Annotated in this window: 14 protein-coding genes and 1 pseudogene; 10 read left to right on the forward strand and 5 right to left on the reverse strand. The window is 62.8% G+C overall.

Going from position 1 to position 19,818, the window contains the following annotated elements:
- Positions 1–207: 207 nt before the first annotated feature.
- The 4 genes from tkt to FO488_RS14070 are packed head-to-tail and all read right to left on the reverse strand — an operon-like array spanning position 208 to position 6,155.
- Positions 208–2,214 (reverse strand): transketolase, encoded by a 2,007-nt coding sequence (gene tkt, locus FO488_RS14055; RefSeq protein ID WP_149211137.1) that lies wholly within the window; start codon positions 2,212–2,214, stop codon positions 208–210.
- A gap of 25 nt (positions 2,215–2,239) precedes the next feature.
- On the reverse strand, positions 2,240–3,247 hold the full coding sequence (gene thiL, locus FO488_RS14060; protein ID WP_149211138.1) for a thiamine-phosphate kinase: 1,008 nt from the start codon (positions 3,245–3,247) through the stop codon (positions 2,240–2,242).
- Positions 3,244–5,718: an endopeptidase La gene (lon, locus tag FO488_RS14065; RefSeq protein ID WP_370514279.1), complete on the reverse strand. Its 2,475-nt coding sequence runs from the start codon at positions 5,716–5,718 to the stop codon at positions 3,244–3,246. Before lon ends, thiL begins: the two co-directional genes overlap by 4 nt.
- Positions 5,715–6,155, reverse strand: a complete 441-nt coding sequence (locus FO488_RS14070) for an Hsp20/alpha crystallin family protein (protein ID WP_168206049.1) — start codon at positions 6,153–6,155, stop codon at positions 5,715–5,717. Before FO488_RS14070 ends, lon begins: the two co-directional genes overlap by 4 nt.
- Positions 6,156–6,540: 385 nt before the next feature.
- Between FO488_RS14070 and speA the strand changes: the two genes are divergently transcribed.
- The 5 genes from speA to priA all read left to right on the forward strand — a co-directional run bounded on the left by speA (position 6,541) and on the right by priA (position 14,016).
- Positions 6,541–8,448: an arginine decarboxylase gene (speA, locus tag FO488_RS14075; protein ID WP_149211140.1), complete on the forward strand. Its 1,908-nt coding sequence runs from the start codon at positions 6,541–6,543 to the stop codon at positions 8,446–8,448.
- 236 nt (positions 8,449–8,684) lie between these two features.
- A complete protein-coding gene (locus FO488_RS14080; protein WP_149211141.1) occupies positions 8,685–9,881 on the forward strand; it encodes a saccharopine dehydrogenase family protein in 1,197 nt (398 codons plus the stop codon).
- Positions 9,882–10,095: 214 nt separating this feature from the next.
- A complete protein-coding gene (gene nspC, locus FO488_RS14085) occupies positions 10,096–11,250 on the forward strand; it encodes a carboxynorspermidine decarboxylase (protein WP_149211142.1) in 1,155 nt (384 codons plus the stop codon).
- A gap of 229 nt (positions 11,251–11,479) precedes the next feature.
- Complete coding sequence (locus tag FO488_RS14090) at positions 11,480–11,689, forward strand: hypothetical protein (protein WP_149211143.1); 210 nt, start codon at positions 11,480–11,482, stop codon at positions 11,687–11,689.
- An 83-nt stretch (positions 11,690–11,772) separates the two neighbouring features.
- Positions 11,773–14,016 (forward strand): primosomal protein N', encoded by a 2,244-nt coding sequence (gene priA, locus FO488_RS14095; RefSeq protein ID WP_149211144.1) that lies wholly within the window; start codon positions 11,773–11,775, stop codon positions 14,014–14,016.
- Between the two features lie 99 nt (positions 14,017–14,115).
- Here the strand turns inward: priA and FO488_RS14100 are convergent, their stop codons facing one another.
- On the reverse strand, positions 14,116–15,033 hold the full coding sequence (locus FO488_RS14100) for a rhodanese-like domain-containing protein (protein ID WP_149211145.1): 918 nt from the start codon (positions 15,031–15,033) through the stop codon (positions 14,116–14,118).
- Between the two features lie 328 nt (positions 15,034–15,361).
- Here FO488_RS14100 and FO488_RS14105 point away from each other — a divergent pair, with 328 nt between their 5' ends.
- The 5 genes and pseudogenes from FO488_RS14105 to FO488_RS20690 form a co-directional block, all read left to right on the forward strand.
- A complete protein-coding gene (locus FO488_RS14105; RefSeq protein WP_149211146.1) occupies positions 15,362–16,108 on the forward strand; it encodes an amino acid ABC transporter ATP-binding protein in 747 nt (248 codons plus the stop codon).
- 48 nt (positions 16,109–16,156) lie between these two features.
- Positions 16,157–16,972: an ABC transporter substrate-binding protein gene (locus FO488_RS14110; RefSeq protein WP_149211147.1), complete on the forward strand. Its 816-nt coding sequence runs from the start codon at positions 16,157–16,159 to the stop codon at positions 16,970–16,972.
- An 80-nt stretch (positions 16,973–17,052) separates the two neighbouring features.
- Entirely contained in the window at positions 17,053–17,760 is a 708-nt protein-coding gene (locus tag FO488_RS14115; protein ID WP_149211148.1) for an amino acid ABC transporter permease, read from the forward strand.
- A gap of 1 nt (position 17,761) precedes the next feature.
- Positions 17,762–18,460: an amino acid ABC transporter permease gene (locus FO488_RS14120; protein ID WP_149211149.1), complete on the forward strand. Its 699-nt coding sequence runs from the start codon at positions 17,762–17,764 to the stop codon at positions 18,458–18,460.
- Between the two features lie 392 nt (positions 18,461–18,852).
- Positions 18,853–19,497, forward strand: a pseudogene (locus FO488_RS20690) (response regulator); the annotation flags it as partial.
- Positions 19,498–19,818: the final 321 nt, after the last annotated feature.

Genomic DNA, 19,818 nt, shown 5'->3' on the forward strand with positions numbered 1-19,818 from the left:
TACATCTGCCACAGGGACACGGAGAACGTCAAAGACAGAACCGACTTTACATGGATGAACAGGATACACGGGATAACGGCCTATACAACAAACAGATGTTTATAACCTGAATCGATCTAAGATGTTATCCCCTCCATCCTGTTCATCCATGTAAAACGTTTTTGGGTTTTCTCTGTGTCTCAGTGCCTCTGTGGCAGATGTTCAAGCCTATTTTTTCAGATAAGCGGCGATCTGCTCCGCTACCTGGGGCGCGGTGAAGCCGAACTGTTCCGCCAGCACCTTGTCAGGGGCCGAGGCGCCGAAGTGTTCGATGCCGATGAACAGGCCGTCGCATCCCAGGAGCTTGCCCCAGGATTCGCCGCGGCCCGCTTCGAAGGCCACGCGGGGCACGCCGGCCGGGAGCACCTCGTCGCGGTAGGCGGCCGGCTGGGCCAGGAAGTGCCCCAGGTTGGGCACGGAGACGACGCGGGCGCCGATCCCCTGCGCCGCCAGGAGGTTTGCCGCATCGGCCGCCACGTGCACCTCGGAGCCGCTGGCCATGATGACCACGTCGGGCTTCCCGGCCGGCGAGGATGCCACATACCCCCCCTTGAGCCCATCGGCGCTGTCGAAGGAGGCGGGACGGGCGATGACCGGCAGCTTCTGGCGGGTAAGGATCAGGGCCGTCGGCCCGTTGCCGTGCTGCAAAGCCGCCTGCCAGGCCTGCGCCGTTTCCAGGCCGTCGGCCGGTCGGATCACCTGGAGGCCGGGGATCATGCGGAGCGAGGCCACGTGTTCGATCGGCTGATGGGTGGGGCCATCCTCGCCCACAAAGAAGGAGTCGTGGGTGAAGATATAGAGCGCCTGCAGGTTCATCAGGGCGGAGAGCCGGATGGAAGGACGGCAGTAGTCGGAGAAGACCAGGAACGTGGCGCCGTAGGGGATGAAGCAGCCGTACAGGGCCATGCCGTTCACCACCGCCCCCATGGCGTGCTCGCGGATGCCGAAATGCAGGTTGCGGCCGGCAAACGCGCCCGGCTGCACGGAAGCCGCCCCCTTGATATCGCTGTTGTTGGAGGGTGACAGGTCGGCCGATCCGCCCACCAGGGCCGGAACGAGGGCGGCAGCCTTCTGGAGGGCCGCGCCGGACAGGGCACGGGTGGCGCCGTCCTTGTCGGCAACCACGGCGAGCAATTCATCGGCCAGTGTGGCCGGGATCTGCTTGTTCCACATCTCATCCCACAGCTTGGCCTTTTCGGGATTGGCGGCATGCCAGCCGGAAAAACCGCGCTGCCAGGAGGCGTAGCGCCGCGTGAGCGCTTCCACCCGCTCACGGCAGATGGCCCGGACCTCTTCAGGCACCTCGAAGGGGGCATGCTGCCACCCCAGGTTGGCCCGTGTGGCGGCGATCTCGTCCTTGCCCAAGGGGGAGCCGTGGGCCCCGGAGGAGTCCTGCTTGGCAGGGCTGCCGAAGGCGATGTGGGTGGTGGCGATAATGATCGACGGGCGCTCCGTCTCGGCCTTGGCCGCGGCAATGGCGGCCAGGATCTGGGCGTAGTCGTGGCCGTCGATCTTCTGCACATGCCAGCCGCTGGCGGTAAAGCGCCCGGCCACGTCCTCGGACCAGGCCAGGTTGGTCGTGCCCTCGATGGTGATGCCGTTGTCGTCGTAGAGATACACCATGTTGCCCAGCTTGAGATGTCCGGCCAGGGCGGCGGCCTCGTAGCTGATCCCCTCCTGCAGGTCGCCGTCGCCCACCAGGGCATAGATGGTGTGGTCGATGGGGCTGAAGTCGGCGGCATTGAAACGTTCCGCAGCCATCCGGCTGGCGATGGCCATGCCGACCCCGTTGGCGAAGCCCTGGCCCAGCGGGCCGGTGGTCACCTCCACCCCGACGGTGTGGCCGAACTCGGGGTGGCCCGGCGTCTTGCTGCCCCACTGGCGGAAGCTTTTCAACTCCTCCAGCGGCAGGTCGTAACCGAACAGGTGCAGGAGCGAGTAGAGCAGCATGGAGCCGTGGCCGGCCGAGAGGATGAAACGGTCGCGGTTGGGCCAGCGGGGGTCTTCGGGATTGAAGGAAAGAAAATTGCCCCACAGGGCGAAGGCGCAGTCTGCGGCCCCCATGGGTAATCCGGGGTGGCCGGAATTGGCCTTTTCAACCGCGTCGGCGGCGAGGAAACGGATGGCGTCGGCGCAGAGCCGGGCCTTGTCTGCGGGAATGACTGCCTGCTGCATATCGTGTGATGCTCCTTTCGGAAGTTTATGTAAAGTGGTTGTATCCCTTGTGCTGCGGGGCGTAGGCACTGCCGTCGGCGAAAACGGCCGTGACCCCGGGCAAGGCTGTTACTATACCAACAGGCCGAGCATCAATGCCACTTTTTTTCATAAGTTGGGCAATTTTTTCCCGGTTGGCAACCGGCGCGGTGAATGCCAGTTCGTAGTCTTCGCCGCCGGCCAGGGCAAGATCGTGGGGGGAGGAGGAGGGGGCGTGGAGGGCGGCGCGAAAGGCCGGCGAAAGCGGGAGGGTATCGAGGCGGATCGCACCGCCGCACGCGGACTGTTCGGCAATATGGCCGAAATCCGCCAAAAGCCCGTCGCTGACATCGATCATGGCCGACACGAGCCCCGCCTCGGCCAGAGCCCGGCCGGCAGCGGCCCGGGGGGACGGATCGAGCAGGCGGGAGGCGAGGCATTCCCTCTCCTGCGCCGTCACGTGGGGGGGGAACTCCCCCTTTTCCAGCGATTCCAGCGCCAGGGCAGCGTCGCCCAGGGTGCCGGTCACCCAGATGTCGTCATCGGGACGCGCGCCGGAGCGGCGCACGACCTTCGCCGGTTCCTGTTCTCCCATGATGGTCACGGATATGACCAGGCCGGCGCGGGAGGAGCAGGTGTCGCCGCCGATCAGGGCCACCCCGTGTTCCGCGGCCACGGCAAGAAAGCCGCGGGTGAACGCGTCCAGAAATTCAAGGGACAGGTCAGGGGGAATGGCGAGGGAGAGCAGCGCCCAGCGGGGGATGCCCCCCATGGCGGCGATGTCGGAGATGCTGACCGCCAGGGACTTGCGCCCCAGGCGGCAGGGGTCGTGCCAGGCGCGGCGGAAGTGGACGTCCTCCAGCAGCATGTCGGTTGAGGTCAACAACTGCATGCCGGGGGAAAGGGCCGTAACGGCGGCGTCATCACCGATGCCGGTGATGACGCCTCTGCCGTTGGCTGCGCCGGAAGCGATACGGGAGATCAGGCCGAATTCGCCCAACTCTCCAATCTTCACCCCTGTGCCCCGGCCGAAATCTCCTTGCGGGGGCGCATCAAAACCTTGGGGGTGGTTTCGCCGCTGCGCGGCTTCTTCGCAGGCTCCTTGGGGGTGGACGGCGCGGGAGGCGGGAACTTCTCCAGGGCCAGCTTCAGCACCTCGCTCACCTCGTGCACCGGGACGATCTTGACCTTCTTGAGGATCTCGGCCGGGATGTCCTCCAGGTCCTTCCTGTTCTGCTCGGGGATGATGACCAGCCGCATCCGCGAACGCACCGCCGCCAGGATCTTCTCCTTGAGGCCGCCGATGGGAAGCACCTTGCCCCGCAGGGTGACCTCGCCGGTCATGGCCACGTCCTTTTTGACCGGAATGCGCGTCAGGACCGACACCAGCGCCGTGGTCATGGCAACACCGGCCGAGGGGCCGTCCTTGGGAATGGCGCCGGCCGGGACATGGACATGGATCTCATGGTCCTGGAAGAAGTCGGGATTGATGTGCAGGATGTCTGCGTGGGCGCGGATATAGGAATGGGCCGCCTGGACCGACTCCTTCATCACGTCCCCCAACTGCCCGGTCAGGGTCAGGGCGCTCTTCCCCTTCATCAGGGTGGCCTCGATGTGCAGGATCTCTCCTCCCACCGGCGTCCAGGCCAGGCCGTTGACCACGCCGACCTCGTTCTTGTCCAGATCTTCTTCCCGCAGGTATTTGGGCGCCCCCAGGAAGGTGTGCAGGCTCTTGGCCGCGATCTTGATGGTACGCGTGCCCCCCTCGGCCACCTTGCGCGCCACCTTGCGGCACACCGTGCCGATCTCCCGCTCCAGGTTGCGCAGGCCGGCCTCGCGGGTGTACTTGGTGATGATTTCGCGGATGGCATCGTCCTCGAAGCTGATGTGCTTCGCCTTGAGGCCGTTTTCCTTGATCTGGCGCGGCACCAGGTAACGGCGGGCGATCTCCAGCTTCTCCTCCTCGGTGTACCCGGCCAGGTTGATGACCTCCATGCGGTCGCGCAGGGCCGACGGCACCGGATCGATCTGGTTGGCCGTGGCGATGAACATCACGTTGGAGAGGTTGAACGGCAGGTTGATGTAGTGGTCGGAGAACGAGTGGTTCTGTTCCGGGTCCAGCACCTCCAGGAGCGCCGACGAGGGATCGCCCTTGTAGTCGTAGCCCAGCTTGTCCAACTCGTCCAGCATGAAGACCGGGTTGTTGGTGCCGGCCTGCTTCATCCCCTGGATGATGCGCCCCGGCAGGGCCCCGATGTAGGTGCGGCGGTGGCCGCGGACCTCGGCCTCATCCCGCACGCCGCCCAGGGAGATGCGCACGAACTTGCGGTTCATGGCCCGGGCGATGGATTTGCCCAGGGAGGTCTTGCCGACCCCCGGAGGGCCCACGAAGCAGAGGATCGGCCCCTTCATCTTTTTCTTCAGCTTGCGCACCGCCAGAAACTCCAGGATGCGCTCTTTTATCTTGTCCAGGTAGTAGTGATCGTCGTCCAGGATTTCCCGGGCGCGGGTGATGTCCAGGCTGTCGCGGCTGGACTTGCTCCAGGGGAGTTCCACCAGCCAGTCCAGGTAGGTGCGGATGATGCCGGCCTCGCCGGCGTCCGGATGCATGTTTTCCAGGCGGCTCAATTGCTTGAGCGCTTCCTTCTGGGACGCCTCGGGCATCTTGGCGGTCTCGATGGCCTTTTTGATCTCGGCGATATCCTCCTTGCCCTCGCCGTCCCCCAGCTCCTGCTGAATGGCGCGCATCTGCTCCCGCAGGTAGTACTCCCGCTGGTTCTTGCCCATCTCCTCGCGGGCGGCGCTCTGGATCTTGGCCTGCACGCTGAGCAGCTCCACCTCGCGGTTCAGGAAATCGTTGACCTTGGTCAGGCGCATGACCGGATCGCCCATCTCCAGCAGCAGTTGGGCATCGGCCACCTTCAGCCCCAGGTTGCTGGCGATCAGGTCGGCCATGCTCCCCGGGTCCTGGATATTCTCCAGGATCACCATCACCTCGGGGGAGACCTGCTTGCCCAGCTCGATGACCTTGGTCAGCTGCTCGCGCACGGTGCGCACCAGGGCCTCCGTCTCCAGGGAGACATCCTGCAGCGGGGCGTCAACCATCTTCTCGATGCGCACCGTATGGAACGGCTTCTCCGTCACATACTCGGTGATGCGGGCCTTGCTCAGCCCCTGGACGAGAATCTTCACCCGGCCGTCCGGCAGCTTGAGCATGCGCATGATCATGGCGACCGTGCCGACCTCGTAGATCTTGTCGGGGGTCGGGTCCTCCTCGCCGATCTCGTGCTGGGTGGCCAGAAGGATCATCCGGTCCCCGGCCAGGGCGCTGTCCACGGCCTTGACCGACATCTCGCGTCCCACGAAGAGCGGGATGATCATGAAGGGGTAGACCACCACGTCGCGCACCGGCAGGAGCGGCAACACCTCGGGAATCTTCAATTCTTCCGATTCCGGCTTTTCCATATCCTTATCTATCTCGCTCAATCTGGTATCTCCTTTATCGTTACCCGCCGGTCACCGGTCTTGGGGTATCTCACCCGCAGAACGCCGTAACGGTATTCAGCCTTGATGGCGCACGTGTCAATACAACCCGGGATGTGAAGCGCATGGTGGAAACGGCCGTAACCCCGTTCGAGGCAGACATAGCGGGCGTCGCCGGCCGCCTGCTCCCGGGGGCGGTGCGCCTCGAGAACGAGGGTCGCGCCATGCTGCGTCAGGCTGATGTCCTCGATGTTGAAACCGGGGAGATCGAATTCCAGAACGATCTCGTTGCAGGTCTCGTACATATCCACCGGCGGACGGTTCTCCCCCTCGCCAAAGACATCACGAAGCTCGAGGGCATCCAGCAGGTCCCGGATCTCACCGAGATGCCGGCCAAAGAGTTCCTGCTGAAACGGCTGTCTGCGAGAAAAACGTGGCATATGACCACCTTGCCTACCATTCGGTAATGAAACAGACTCTTGGACTGGCTGAAAGGTAAACATTCCCCACGACAAAGTCAAGGTACACATGCAGCGGGTACGCACAATTCGGGATGAGCCCGCGCCATCCGGCGCAATCGCTCGTCACGGCGCCATCGAACCGCCCCGAAATCGGCCCATCTCCCGGGGCATATTTTTATTTGATTGACTTACTCCGTAATATTCAATAGAAGAACAAATTTGTTCATTTTTCGTTCCCGCCCCCGGCGGGCACATTATGTGGGTGCTGTTCGACAATTGATATGCAATAATGGGGCAGCATGCCATTCGCCCCCTGTTGCACAATGGCTTTCAGCAAATAATGACGAAAGTTGGTACACGGCCTATGGAACGCTGGACAATTAACGAGTCCGTCAAGCTCTACAACATGGACAACTGGGGCGCCGACCTGTTCTCTATCAACAAGAAGGGGAACATCTGCGTCCATCCCTCCTCCAGTTCCAAGCAGTCCATCGATCTGCGCGCCCTGGTTGACGACCTGATCAAACGCAAGATCAAGCCCCCCATCCTGCTGCGCTTCATGGACGTGCTACAGGGGCGCATCGCCAGCATCAACCGCGTGTTCAAGAACGCCATCCAGGAGAACGACTACCCGGCCAAGTACCAGACCTTCTTCCCCATCAAGGTCAACCAGCAGCGCCAGGTGGTCGAGGCCATCGCCAACTTCGGCAAACGTTACAACATCGGCCTCGAGGTGGGTTCGAAACCGGAGCTGGTCGCCGGTATCTCCATCTCCACCGGCAACGGCCTGCCGATCATCTGCAACGGCTACAAGGACACGGAATACATCGAGACGGTGCTCTACGCCACCAAGATCGGCTACGACATCACCCTGGTGGTGGAAAAGCTGTTCGAACTGGAAAAGATCATCGAACTGTCCCGGAAGACCGGCATCCAGCCCAAGCTCGGCATCCGGGTGAAGCTCTCCTCCAAGGGTACCGGCAAATGGGCCACCTCCGGCGGCGAGGACGCCAAGTTCGGCCTGCGCATGTCCGAGATCATCGCCGCCATCCGCATGCTGGAGGAGCACGGGCTGCTCGGCTCCGTCAAGCTGCTCCATTTCCACATCGGCAGCCAGATCACCAAGATCGACAAGATCAAGACCGCCCTGATCGAGGGGACCCGCATCTACACCGAGATGCGCAAGCTGGGGGTCGGCATCGATTTCCTGGACATCGGCGGCGGCCTGGGCGTGGACTACGACGGCTCCAAGTCCAGCTACTTTTCCAGCGTCAACTACACGGTTGAGGAGTACGCCAACGACGTCATCTACCAGATCAAGAACATCTGCGACGAGGCCGGGGTCGAGTGCCCCAACATCATCTCCGAGTCGGGGCGCGCCACGGTCGCCCATTACTCGGTGCTGATCACCAACGTCCTCAACACGAACACTCAGAATCTGATGCCCGATTTCGAGGAGATCCTGACCCAGTCCGAAAACCTGGCGCCCACGGTCAAGAAACTCATGGACATCTACAAGAGCATCGACCGCTACTCCCTGCGCGAGGACTACCACGACACGCTGCAGTTGATCAACGAGGCGGTCAGCCTGTTCAACCTGGGCTACCTGACCCTCAACGACCGCGCCATCGCCGAGTGGCTCTACTCCAAGATCATCAAGAAACTCAACGGCATCGTCGAGAAGATCAAGCCGATCCCCGAGGAGTTGCAGAACTTTCACCTGGCCCTGCGCCAGACCTATTTCGCCAACTTTTCCCTGTTCCAGTCGATCCCCGACTCCTGGGCCATCGACCAACTCTTCCCGATCATGCCGCTGCAGCGGCTCAACCAGAAGCCGGACGTCATGGCCTCCATCGCCGACATCACCTGCGACTCGGACGGCGAGATCACCAGCTTTGTCGGCGAGACCGGCAGGACCAAGTTCCTCCCGCTCCACCGCATCCGCAAGGAGGAGGACTATTTCATCGGCTTCTTCCTGATCGGCGCCTATCAGGAGATCCTGGGGGACATGCACAACCTGTTCGGCGACACCAATGCCGTGCATATCACCTTCAACAAGAAGACCGGCTACCTGATCGACACCGTGATCAACGGCGACGCCTGCTGGGAGAGCCTGAAGTACGTCCAGTACAAGGGGCCGGAGATCCTCAAGCACGTCAGGGACAACCTGGAGAAGAGCGTGGCCCTGCGCAAGATCTCCATCGAGGAGAGCAGCCACTTCATCGAACTTTTGGACCGGACGCTTCTGGGGTATACTTACTTGGGCGAGTAACGAACAACCCTCCATCACTTGTAAAAGTTTTGTTACGGGCATTGTGCCGACCGGCGAATGCCCGTACTATATCTTGCCGAACTACCCCATAAACAAGCAGCGCCGGATTCGCGATGATAACGGCGACGGTGAGGAGGCAGGCCCGCAGGCGTAGCAGCGCTACGTCGAGGAGCATGCGGACGAACCGGCGGCGTTAGGGCGCGAATATGACGCTGCGCCCCAGGAAGGAGTTTTCCGTGAGCAAAGTCCTTATAATCGGCGCCGGCGGCGTCGGCCAGGTTGTGACCCACAAATGCGCCCAGCGCCGGGATATCTTCAGCGAGATCACCCTGGCCTCCCGCACCAAATTCAAATGCGATGCCATTGCGGCCCAGATAGCCACACCCATCGCAACCGCCCAGGTGGACGCCGACAACGTGCCGGAACTGGCGGCCCTGATCCGCCGGGTGCAGCCGGACCTGGTGATCAACGTGGCGCTCCCCTACCAGGACCTGCACATCATGGACGCCTGCCTGGAAACCGGCGTGGCTTACCTGGACACCGCCAACTACGAACCGCTGGACACGGCCAGGTTCGAATACTCCTGGCAGTGGGCCTATCAGGAGCGCTTCAAGCAGGCCGGGATCATGGCCCTGCTCGGCTCCGGCTTCGATCCGGGCGTGACCAACGTCTATACCGCCCTGGCGGCCAAGAGCCATCTGGACGAGATCCAGGAACTCGACATCATCGATGCCAATGCCGGCTCCCACGGCCAGCCCTTTGCCACCAACTTCAACCCGGAGATCAACATCCGCGAGGTGACCGCCCCCTGCCGCCACTGGGAAAACGGCCAATTCGTCGAGACGCCGCCGCTCTCCACCAAGCGGGTCTTCGACTTTCCCGACGGCATCGGCCCCATGAGCATCTACCGCCTCTACCACGAGGAGATGGAGTCCATCGTCAAACATATCCCCACCATCAAAAAGGCCCAGTTCTGGATGACCTTTTCGGACAACTACCTGAAACACCTGGAGGTGTTGCAGAACGTGGGGATGACCCGCATCGACGAGGTGGAGTTCAACGGCCAGAAGATCGTGCCGATCCAGTTCCTGAAGGCCCTGCTGCCCGATCCCGGCTCCCTGGGGCCGCTGACCAAGGGGAAGACCTGCATCGGGGTCATCGCCCGCGGCCTCAAGGACGGCAAGCGCAAGCAGGTCTACATCTACAACATCTGCGACCACGAGGCCTGCTTCCGGGAGGTCAAGTCCCAGGCCATCAGCTACACCACCGGCGTACCGGCCGTGGTGGGGGCCATCATGATGCTCACCGGCAAATGGCGCAAACCGGGTGTCTGGAACATGGAGCAGTTCGACCCGGAGCTGTTCCTGGAGGTGCTGGGGCCCATGGGACTGCCCACGGTGGTCGTGGACGGCGGCGAATGGCCGGAACTGTAGAATCAGATAAAATCCGCCACAGAGACACGGAGACACAGAGAAAAATCTAAAGCTAATAAATTCAAATGGATGAACGGGATAAACAGGATAAGGACTTAAAGATTTACCCAAAAACCGGTTTAAGGTTCTATCCCCTTCATCCTGTTCATCCCTGTAAAATGGTTTTGACGTTCTCCGTGTCTCTGTGTCTCTGTGGCGAAAAAGGTTTTAGACTTTGACCGATATCAATATCGATAAAATCTTGCAGCTCGCCCCCTCCCCGGCCTACGTGGTGGACCTGGGCAGGCTGCGCCACAACCTGGCCATCCTGGCAGAGGTCCAGAGGCGCAGCGGCGCCAAGATCCTCATGGCGCTCAAGGCCTTCTCCATGTGGAGCGTGTTCCCCATCATCCGGGAGACCCTCCAGGGGGTCTGCGCCAGTTCCCCCTGGGAGGCGCGCCTGGGGCGGGAGGAGTTCGGAGGCGAGGTGCACAGCTTCGCCGCGGCCTTCAAGGAGAGCGACGTGGTGGAGCTGCTCTCCATCTCCAACCACCTGGTCTTCAATTCCTTCAACCAGTTGGAGCGCTTCCGCCCCCTGTGGGAAAAGGAGCGGGGACGCGTCTCCGTCGGCCTGCGGGTCAACCCCGAGCATTCCGAGGGGCAGACCCCCCTCTACGACCCCTGCGCCCCGGCCTCACGCCTGGGTATCCCGCGGGCGGAGTTCGAGGGGCGCTCCCTGGAAGGGGTGGAGGGGCTCCATTTCCACACCCTGTGCGAGCAGTTGTTCGAACCGCTGGAGCGGACTGCGCGGGCGTTCGAGGAAAAGTTCGGCGAGTTCCTGCCCCGCATGAAATGGCTCAACCTGGGTGGCGGCCACCACATCACCCGGGACGGGTACGACATCGACGGCCTGGTGGCGCTGATGACCCATTTCAGGGAAAAATACGGCCTGGAGGTCTACCTGGAGCCGGGCGAGGCCATCGCCATCGGCACCGGCATCCTGGTGGGCGAGGTGCTGGACGTGGTGCATAACGAGCTGGATATCGCCATCCTGGACCTCTCGGCCACCTGTCACATGCCGGACACCCTGGAGATGCCCTATCGCCCCGATATCGAGGGAGGCTTCGCCCCCGACGAGAAGGCCCATACCTACCGTCTGGGCGGCCCCTCCTGCCTGGCGGGAGATATCATCGGTGACTGGTCCTTCGACCGGCCGCTGCACGCGGGCGACCGGCTGGCTTTCCTGGACATGGCCCACTACACCATGGTCAAGACCACCACCTTCAACGGCATCCAGCACCCGGCCATCTGCACCTATGAGCCGGAAACCGGCGAATTGCGGGTGGTGCGCCGCTTCGGCTACGCGGATTTCAAATCGCGGCTTTCGTAAATTACACTCAATCTCCTGCAACAGCAGAGACAATCCCCTCTCCCTGAGGGAGAGGGCTAGGGTGAGGGGGAAGAGGTGGATAGAGCAGCACTGTTGCCCCCTCATCCGGTCTTCGGCCACCTTCTCCCTCAGGGAGAAGGGTTCAGTTGGAGATTGATACTATTCGGGCAAATTAGCTGTACCATCTGCCGCAGAGACACGGTTTGACTTTTATTTTTCGAGGTATCCCATGGAACTGAAAACGAGAATATGGATGACCGGCGCTTTGGAATGGTACGGCTATGTGGGCGACCAGGAGATGTTCCTCGGCCAGCGTTCCTTCCCCAGCCCCCTGGAGGAGGGGGACGAATGGACCACCGAGATCGGCGACATGTTCAAGGTCATCGACGGCGAAATCCGCCTCATGGGGAAAACCGAGCCCCCCCGGAAATACTGGTAGGCCCGGAGGACGGCGCCCCCGCCCTCCCCTTTTTCGCAGCTCCGCGCTTTACTTCGCGCCGGTACTCTGCTATCACCATCCCCATGTCCACCCCTGCGCCCCACATCGTCGAAGTAGCCATCCCGCTCCACCTGGACCGGACTTTCCACTACCGCGTCCCGTCCGGCATGGCGGGGCAGCCCCTTGCCGGGCGGCGCGTCTTCGTCCCCTTCGGCCGCCGCAGAATGACCGGCTATATCCTGGGCGACGTTGCCGAAACCCCACCCCACGACTTGAAAGAGATCCTGGAACTGCTCGACCCCGAGCCGCTCTGGACGGACAGCGAACTGGAGTTCTTCCGCTGGGTGGCCTCCTATTACCTGCACCCTCTGGGCGAAGTGCTCAAGACGGCCCTTCCGGCCGGCATCAACATTCAGGACCGCAAAGGCTCGGACCAGAACGCCCCAACGGTCGGCGGCGGCAAGGCCATCAAGACCGAGATGGTCTACCGCGCCGCGACGGCGCCTGAGCCCCTCCCCCACCTGGGCGCCAAGGCGGCGGCCATCCTGGATCTGCTCAGGGAGGGGAGGAGCGGTATCCCGGCGGCCGAGTTGCGGCGACGTTTCGGCACCTGTTCGCCACAGCTCGGACGTCTGACGGAACTGGGCCTGGTGACGGGCGAAGCGCGGGAGGTCTACCGCAACCCGTTCGGCGACGACGTGGTGGAACGCGACACCCCCCGGCTCCTCTCCCCCCACCAGCAGACGGCCCTGGACGCCCTCTGCGCGGCGCTGGACCGGCGCGCCTTTGCCCCCTTCCTGCTCCACGGCGTAACCGGCAGCGGCAAGACCGAAGTCTACCTCCAGGCCATCGCCCAGGCCCTGGGACAGGACAAAACCGCCCTGGTGCTGGTGCCGGAGATTTCCCTGACCCCCCAACTGGTGCAGCGCTTCCGCGCCCGTTTCGGCCACGGCATAGCCATTCTCCACAGCGGCCTCTCCGACGGCGAACGCTATGACGAGTGGCGGCGCATCAGGCGCGGCCAGGCCCGCATCGTCATCGGCGCCCGCTCGGCCATCTTCGCCCCCCTGGAGCGGATCGGCATCATCATCGTCGACGAGGAGCACGAGGCGTCCTTCAAACAGGCCGACGGCCTGCGCTACAACGCCCGCGACCTGGCCCTGGTCAGGGGACGGATGGAGCACACCGTGGTCCTGCTCGGGTCGGCCACGCCGCTGGTCACCAGCCGGTATGCCGCGGAGCACGGCAAACTGGCGCTGCTCACCCTGCCGGAGCGGGTTGAGCAGCGCCCCATGCCCACCGTCGAACTGGCCCCCATGAAGGGGGTCGCCACGGCCATCAGCCCGCTCCTGATCCCGGCCCTGGAGACGACCCTGGCCGCCGGCGGGCAGGCGATCATCTTTCTCAACCGGCGCGGCTTCGCCACCTACCTGGTGTGCGCGGAGTGCGGCGCGCCCCTGGCCTGCCCCAACTGCTCCGTGTCCCTCACCTACCACCGCCAGCGGGGCCAGAGCGTCTGCCACTACTGCGACTACGCCATCCCAGCCCCCGGCATCTGCCCGGCCTGCGGCTGCCAGGAGCTGAAGGAATTGGGGGCCGGCACCGAGCGCCTGGAGCACGACCTGCGCGAACTGCTGCCCCAGGCGCGCATCCTGCGCATGGACAGCGACACCACCGGGGGCAAGGGGAGCCACGGACGCCTCTTGGCCCGCATGTCCGACGGCAGCGCCGACATCCTGGTGGGGACCCAGATGATCGCCAAGGGGCACGACTTTCCCGGTGTGACCCTGGTGGGGGTGGTCAATGCCGAAGCCAGCCTCGGCATGCCCGATTTTCGCGCCGCCGAACGCACCTTTCAGATCCTGTCCCAGGTCATCGGCCGGGCCGGGCGGGGGGACGCCCCCGGCCGGGTGGTCGTCCAGGCCCAGAGCGGCGACCATTACGCCATCCAGTGCGCCGTACGGCATGACGACGACGCCTTCTACCGCCAGGAGTTGGAATTCCGCCGCGAGGTCGGCTACCCCCCCTTCAGCTTTCTGGCCTGCCTCGGCTTTTCCGGCACTGCGGAGCGGCCGGTGGAAGAGCATGCCGAGACCACGGCCCGGTTGCTCATGCATCTGAAACGGGGAAAAGGCCTGCGCGTGGAGATCCTGGGGCCGGCCCCGGCGCCCCTGTACCGGCTGCGGGGCCGTTTCCGCCGCCAGATCCTGCTCAAATCCCCCACCCGTGGCGATCTGCGCCGTCTGATCGCCGCCTGGCGACAGAACCGCCCCGCCGCTTCGGCCATCCGCACGTATGTGGACATCGATCCGGTCGATATGATGTGACGCTGGACCTGAAATCGGCGAATACTTTTCCGGGAGGGAAAGCGGCCCTTCCGTTTGGGGGAGGGGCCGGTTCTCATGGCGGGTGCATGCCTGGCGGGGTCAACTCCGGTTCGGCCGGGCGACCAGGAAGATCTCGACGGTGACGATCTCGTTCACCAGGTGCTGGCCCAGTTTTTCGAAAAACCTCCCCGAGCCGTAAATGGCCCCCCAGCGCGTGCGGTCGAGGTCGCACAACACCCTGGCCTTGAGCAGGCCATCCGGCTGGGGCGCCACTTCGGCCGTGAGCGGCAGCTCCCTTTGCACGCCCCTCAGTTCGAGACTCCCCATCACCCGGTAGACAAGGGAGCAGGCGGACGCCTCGGGCAAAAGCTCCGAACCGGCGATGTCGTAGACCGCCCACGGGTAGGAGGCCACATCGAAGAAGTCGTCGGATTTCAGGTGGCTGACCAGCAGGCGGTTGTAGCCCTCGTCCTCCAGGTCGGCGTCTGCGATGGACCCCATGTCCAGGGTGATGCTGCCGCCGGCCAGAACCCCGTTTTTCACCAGGACCTCCCCGCCCCATAGGGCGATGGTGCCGTAGTGCCTGCCGTTCAGGTTGCGCCCGATCCACTCCAGCCGGCTGGCGGCGCTCTCCACCACATACGCCCCGTCCTGAACGGCGGCCTCGGGGGCCGCCGGCCCCTCCCCCACCTCCAGGGCATAGCCGGCCGCCCGCCAGGCGGCCAGGCCGCCGGCCAACTCCCGCACCTCCCGATACCCCGCCCGCCGCAGCTTTTCCACCGCAACCGCGGCCTCCCGCGAGCGGGCGCTGGCGCCATACACCACCAGCGGCGTATCATGGTCGCCGACGGTCTTCGTCAAATTCTCCAGAAACGCCATCTCATACACGCACACATTGCTTGCGCCCGGGATATGGCATTCGCCGAAATATTCGGGGGGGAGCACGTCGATCAGGCAGACCGGGCCGCCCGAATCCAGCAAGGATTTCAATTCACCTGTCGAGATGTTGGACAACATACTATCACGCACCTTTCATTCCCAATGTCCGGTTCCGCAGTCGTTCATCCATAGCCGCCCGCTGGGCGGGCACACCTTTCGCCCAACGGGCGGGCGAGCCACTTTCATTAACCGTCCGTTCCACCCTCCCTTTGCGGCGACGTATACACGGCGGGCGTGGCATTTTATCCCTTTGTTTTTAATTATATGTCCGCCGCGCCGCCCGTCAATCGGATTATTTCCAGCCCATGCGGCGGCCAATTTTCCTTTGCCCCCCGGTGCCGCTTTGTGCTATACAAATCCTCTGATTTTGCGCAATGTTCCACCCCAATTTCGACAGGAGCCCCCGATGATTACCTTTCAAGGCGTGCACAAGTGGTTCAAGACCCTGCACGTACTCAACGATATCAATCTGCACGTAACCCCCGGCGAAGTGCTGGTCGTCTGCGGCCCCTCGGGTTCCGGCAAGTCCACCCTGATCCGCACCATCAACCAGCTCGAGCCGATCGACAAGGGGGCGCTGGTGGTTGACGGCATGGACCTGCTGGACAAAAAGACCGATATCAACAAACTGCGGGCGGAGGTCGGCTTCGTTTTTCAGCAGTTCAACCTGTATCCCCACCTTTCCGTCCTGCACAACATCACCCTGGCCCCCATCAAGATCCGCAAGACCGCCAAGAAAGAGGCCGAAGAACAGGCCATGGCGTTGTTGGAGCGGGTTGGGCTGGCCATGAAGCGCGACGCGTACCCGTCCCAGCTTTCCGGCGGCCAGCAGCAGCGCGTGGCCATCGCCCGCGCCCTGGCCATGAAACCGAAGATCATGCTCTTCGACGAGCCCACGTCGGCCCTCGACCCGGAGATGATCGGCGAGGTTCTCGCGGTCATGAAGGACCTGGCCGTGAGCGGCATGACCATGGTGGTGGTCACCCACGAGATGGGATTCGCCCGGGAGGTCGCCCACCGGGTGGCCTTCATGGATGCCGGCACCGTCCTGGAAGAGGCGACGCCCGACGAGTTTTTCAGCAGGCCGAAGCACGAACGCGCCCAGCAGTTCCTGCGCCAGCTCTTGACGCCGATGCACTGCGAATGTCCCTAGAACCGGATGTACCGGTCCGTACTATCACTCTTGAAGGAGGAGTTCGACATGAGAAAACTGGCAATAGCATTCATGATTACGGTGTTGGCCGCGACGGCCGCCAAAACGGTGCTGGCCGCCGATACGCTGGCCGACGTGAAGAAAAAAGGGGTACTGGTGGCCGGGGTCAAGGACTCCCTTCCTCCCTTCGGCTATGTGGATGAGAAAACCCGCACCATCGTGGGGTACGACATTGATTTCATCAACGCCATCGCCAAGAAGCTGGGCGTCAGGGTAGAACTCAAGCCGGTCACCTCGGCCAGCCGCATGCCCCAGTTGCAGGAAGGGCACATCGACATCATCGCCGCCACCATGACCAAGAACCCCGAGCGGGCCAAACAGATCGACTTCAGCCATACCTACTTCTTTACCGGCCAGAAGTTCATCACCAAGAAGGGAACCGTCAAGAGCCTGAAGGACCTGGACGGCAAAAAGATCGGCACCGCCAAGGGTTCCACCTCGGAGCAGAACGCGAAGAAGGCCATCCCCACCGCCACCGTGCTCTCCTTTGACGACTATCCCCAGGCGCTGCTCGCCCTGGAGCAGGGCAAGGTATTCGCCGTGACGACCGACGAGGCCATCCTGGCCGGCATCCTGGCCAAGGCCCCCAACAAGGCCCGCTTCGAGATCCCCAATGTCCAGATCTCCGACGAACCCTACGGCCTCGGCATGCGCAAAGGGGACAAGCACTTCGTGGACTTCGTCAACAAGACCATCCTGGATATGGAAAAATCCGGCGAAGCCGCCAGGATCTTCAACAAGTGGTTCGGCCCCTCCACCCAGTTCCACCTGCAGCGCAACTTCAAGATCACGGCCGGCAAGTAACACGCAATTTGCAACGTTCAGCAGGCGGGGGGTGTGGAGAGGCATCCTGCCCCCCGCCCCGCTCTTCATGAGGGTTTCACGTGCTTAAATATCAATTCGACTGGTCGATCGTCACCTCGGGCAAGTATTTCGAATGGCTGGTTTCTGGGTGCAAGGTTACCCTGCAGCTCTCGGCACTCTCCATCGTACTGGCCTTCCTGCTGGGGCTCCTGATCGCCGTCATGCGCATGAGCAACAACAGGCCGGTCCGCTGGATTGCCCATGCCTATCTGGAGTTTTTCCGCAACACCCCGCTTCTGGTGCAGATATTCTTCTGGTACTTCGGGTCGTACAAGATCCTGCCGACCGCCGTCAACGACTGGTTGAACAACACCAACTTCGAGTTCGCCGCCGCCGTGATCGCCCTGACCATCTACACCTCGGCCTTCATCGCCGAGGATATCCGTTCCGGCGTGCTCTCCATCCCCAAGGAGCAGATGGAGGCGGCCCGCAGCGCCGGGTTCTCCTACCTGCGCTCCATGCAGTACATCATCCTGCCCCAGGCGGTGCGCCTCACGGTGCCGCCGCTGGTGAACCAGTTCCTCAACCTGGCCAAGAACTCGTCCCTGGCCATGACCATCGGCGTCATGGAGCTGACCTACCAGGCCCGCCAGGTGGAGAGCTACTCCTTCAAGGGCTTCGAGGCGTTTACCGCAGCAACCGTAGTCTATGTGGCTATTTCGCTTGTCATCACCGCCCTGGTGAACATCTACAACGAGAAAGTCCTCAACATTCACAAGGCGGCCTGATATGGATCAATTCTTCAATATATCGGTGATTGCCGACAACTTCACCTACTTCATGATCGGCCGTTTCCCCCACGGTCCCCTGGGCGGCCTGGGCCTCACCCTGTACCTGGCGGTGATCTCCTGCATCCTCTCCTTCTTCGGCGGCCTGATCCTGGGACTGCTCAGCATCTCCCGGTCCCCGGTGGTGCGCTACCCCGCCGTCGCCGCCATCAACCTCGTGCGCGGCATGCCGCTTCTGATGGTCATCTTCTGGATGTACTTCCTCCTGCCGGCCCTGTTCGGCAAGGTGGCCGAAAGCCAGACCGTCATCATGGGGCTGACCCTGTTCACCTCCGCCTACATGTCCCGCATCGTGGTGGCCGGCATCGAGGGCATCCCCAAGGGGCAGACCGAGGCGGCCATCTCCACCGGCCTCAAGCCGTGGCAGGCCATGCTCTATATCGTGCTTCCCCAGGGACTGCGCAATATGATCCCCTCCTTCGTCAACCAGTTCGTTTCCCTGATCAAGGACACCTCCCTGGCCTTCATCGTCGGCGTATCCGAACTGACCCACGTGGGAACCCAGATCAACAACCGCACCATGGCCTATCCGACGGAAATCTTCGTCTTCATCGCCCTGGTCTATTTCATCGTCTGCTACGCCTTCACCTCCCTTTCCCGCTGGCTGGAGCAGCGGTTGGCCTGGCGCAAGGCGATTTGACACAATCTCTGGATAATTTCATTAAAGCGGCTTGTCACCGGTCGGATCTCTGGTAAAATTGACGTCGGTACGGATGGGCCATCCCGATGGCGTCCGTATGACATCTCTCTCGTTTGGGGAACAACGTGAACCGTCATGTCCCAGCCAATCCAGCCCCTCCCCAGCCGGGTTTTTTCCTGTTCCCCTGCCCGACGCCGGTCATGCCGGCCTCCGCACAGGCCCAATACCCCATCCTCCCGCCCCCGGCCATGATGTAGCCGGTGGTGCATCCGCCGCCAGCAGGCTGGCCCCTCGTTGCGAGGTATGACATGACGGACGCCCCCTCCCCTGACGACGACCTCACGATCCTGTACGTAGAGGATGAAGCCACCTCGCGGGAGCAGGTCAAACGCATGCTCGGCCTGCGCGGCTACCGGCTGATGGTGACCGAGGACGGCCGGGAGGGGCTGGCACTCTACCAGGCGCACACCCCCGACATCGTGCTGACCGACATCATGATGCCGTTCATGAGCGGCCTGGAAATGGCCCGGGAGATCCGCAGCAGGACCCCCGATGCCCAGATTATCGTCATGACCGCCTTCAACGACATCGATTACCTGCTCCAGGCCATCGATATCGGCATCAACCAGTTCGTCCTCAAACCGGTCGCCTTCCAGAAGCTTTACGAAGCCATCGAGCGGAGCATCGCCGTCGTGAAGATGCAGCGGCAACTCCGCCGGCAAAACGAACACATCCGGCTCCTTTCCAACGCCCTCGAGCAAAGCCCCAGCATGGCGCTCATCACCGACACCACCGGCACCATCGAATACGTGAACCGCAAGTTCTGCGAGGTAACCGGCTTCGCCGCCGACGAAGCGGTCGGGCAGACGCCGCGCATCCTCAAGTCGGGCGAGACCTCCTCCGAAACGTACCGGGAGCTGTGGGCCACCATCCTCCAGGGGAACGAATGGCACGGCAGCCTGCTGAACCGGAAGAAAAACGGCGAGCTGTTCTGGGAGAGTGTGAGCATCTCCCCGCTCAAGGCTCCCGACGGTTCAGTCGCCAAGTTCATCAAAAACGGGGAGGATGTCACCCGGCAGAGAAAGCTGGAAGCGGAGAGCCTCCGCTCCCGGAAGATGGAAGCCATCGGCATCCTGGCCGGCGGCATGGCCCACGATTTCAACAACCTGTTGCAGGTGATCCTCGGGTACATCTCCCTGGCCAAGCTGAACATCTCCGCCCCCCAGACCATCGCCGAGATGCTCGAGATCGCCGAACAGACCTCCCTGCGCGCCAAGGAGCTCAGCCTGCGCCTGCTGACCTTTTCCAAGGGGGGGACTCCTTCGTGCATCCCGCCCCCTTGCGCCCCTGATCACGGA

Source organism: Geobacter sp. FeAm09 (genome assembly GCF_008330225.1).
In the GTDB taxonomy this organism is placed as follows: Bacteria; Desulfobacterota; Desulfuromonadia; order Geobacterales; family Pseudopelobacteraceae; genus Oryzomonas.